Annotated in this window: 2 protein-coding genes and 1 pseudogene; all 3 read left to right on the forward strand. The window is 71.0% G+C overall.

Annotated features, from left to right (window positions below; genetic code table 11):
• Nucleotides 1-459 (forward strand): hypothetical protein (locus L995_RS33625; protein WP_047467968.1); only part of this gene is annotated, 459 nt, incomplete at its 5' end.
• Nucleotides 460-541: 82 nt separating this feature from the next.
• The gene (locus L995_RS00160; protein WP_047467972.1) at nt 542-1066 is read left to right on the forward strand and encodes an OmpA family protein; all 525 of its coding nucleotides are present in this window, start codon (nt 542-544) and stop codon (nt 1064-1066) included.
• A gap of 136 nt (nt 1067-1202) precedes the next feature.
• Nucleotides 1203-2233, forward strand: a pseudogene (locus tag L995_RS00165) (Mur ligase); the annotation flags it as partial.

Raw genomic sequence — 2233 nt, forward strand, 5'->3', positions numbered from 1 at the left:
CTGCTCGACACCGTGGCCGGCGACAACGGCATCGTCGGCGGGCTGCTCGGCGGCGACGGTGGCCTGCTGGGTGGCCTCACGGGCGGCACCGGCCTGGTCGGCGGCCTGCTGGAGACCGTGGCCGGTGACAACGGCGTCGTCAGCGGCGTGCTGGACACGGTGGCCGGCGACAACGGCATCGTCAGCGGTGTGGTCAACACGGTGGCCGGCGACAACGGCATCGTCAGCGGACTGCTGGGTGGCGGCAGCAGTGGCGGCGGCCTGCTGGGCGGGCTGCTGGGGGGATCGTCCGGTGGCGGACTGCTCGGAGGCCTTCTGGGCGGCACTTCGCAAGCGGCAACGGCCTCTGCGGCCGAGCTGGATCCGATTGCCACCTCCATCAGCAGCCATGCCAGCAGCACGGCCGATGCAGCAGCCAGCGTGTTGACGCAGCAGTTGCACCACAACGCCCTGCTGTGAGCTGCAGCGGCGCCTGCGGGCGCCGCATTCCTTCCCTGCGCCGCCGCCTCGCGGTGGCGGCGCACGTCCCAGGAGATTTTCCATGTCACACACTTTCAGGCTGTGCACCATCGTGCTGCTGGCCGCAGGCCTGGCCGCCTGCGGTTCCACCGCCACCACCAGCACGCAGCGTTCCGAACACCACTACGCCTTCGGCAAGGCCCCGGCGCCTGCGCCGGCCAGCTCCGGCGTAGCACCCGTGGTGGCCACGAGCCAGGCCGACCAGCGCGGTCCCGCCAATGTCGCCCACATCGTCTACTTCGACTTTGACGCCTACACCATCCGCAGCAGCGACCGGGCCATCGTGGAAAGCCATGCGCAGTGGCTGCGCAGCAATCCCGGCCGCTCGGTGATGCTGCGCGGCCATACGGACAGGCGCGGCGGCATCGAATACAACCTGGCGCTCGGCCAAAAACGTGCCGACGCGGTGCGCAACAGCCTGCAGCTGCTGGGAGTGAATCCGGCCCGCGTGGAGTCCGTCAGCTACGGCAAGGAGCGGCTGGCCGACGAAGGCACGAGCGAAGACGCCCACCAGCGCAACCGGCGCGTGGAATTCGACTACCGCTGAGCCGCCGCGCTCCGCACTCGCCTGCCGCCGGGCCGCCATGAAAGAACAGATCCGTACGCGGTCAGCGCACCGCAGCCCGGCGTCCCGTCCCCACGGGAAGCGCAGCCTCCCACTGACCTTGACCGAGGCCGAGAGCATGTTGTCGCAGCAATTGGCAAATGGCCTGGAGTACCTGGCACGGCACATGGTGTTGCTGCCCGAGCCCTACCCCGGCTGCATTCTTTTCTTCACGGTGGCGGCCGAGAACAAGGCCGCCTCCGTCTTCCATGTACGCGCCACCACGCTGGAGGCCGCCTGGCGCGAGGGAGCGACCCGCGTGCGCCAGTGGGCCTGGGCCCGCAAGCGCGATGAGGTCGATCTGCGCATCGACTGGGTCCAGGACATCACACCCCTGGAGGCGGACAGTCCCCTGCCCGATTGCCGTGCCTGGACCGAGATGCCCCTGCGCTCCCTTGCCCTGGCCGATGCCAGCCTGGAGCGCGCGCAGTTGCTGCACCCCTTGCTGCCCGATCCGCCCCAGGGTGGGGCTGCCGGCGCACCCGACGATGAGCCCCCCCTCCCACGCCCCCTGCATCCCCCCTGCCTGCTGCTGCACCTGCGCGGCATGTACATCAGCGGTGAGCATCCCGCCTTGGCCGTGCCGCGAACCGACCCGCCGCAGCAGCGCCTGTGGCCACACCTCGTGCCGGTGCACGCCGCGGTCCAGCAGTTGCTGGCGCAACAGGGCAAGGAAGGGAGCTGGCCCGGTTGCGAAGACGTGTGCGACCACCTGGGCGTGACCTACGCCCTGCTGCAGGCCCAGCGCCATGCGGGCAGCGCCGCACTGGCGCAGGCCATTGCGCTGGCCATGGGCCATGTGGAGCAGCGGCTGCAGCCGCTGCCCGGCGACTGCCTGTCCGGCGCGCTGGCCATGCTGGTGCTGGCCCGCCACCTGCGCAACAGTTTTGTGCTGGGGCCGGGGGCCGACAGCCAGGCCCGCGCCCGCATTCCGGCGCTGATGGACCCGCTGGCGGAAAGCCTGCTGTCCACCGCGGCCGCGTCGGCCAGCGCCACCAAGGCCGAGGCTGCGGCCCACGCCGATGCATCCCGCAGCGGCCAGCCCCTGCTGAGCTGGGCCGAACTGGCCATGCATGCCTATGCCAGCTCCCGCCCGCCCACCAGACGCGG

Origin of the sequence: Delftia sp. ZNC0008 (assembly GCF_000799035.1) — a bacterium.
Lineage (GTDB): Bacteria > Pseudomonadota > Gammaproteobacteria > Burkholderiales > Burkholderiaceae_C > Comamonas > Comamonas tsuruhatensis.

Bases quoted from the DNA above. Each gene is read 5' to 3' on its own strand.
- L995_RS00160 (WP_047467972.1), top strand. From the start codon at position 542: ATGTCACACACTTTCAGGCTGTGCACCATCGTGCTGCTGGCCGCAGGC.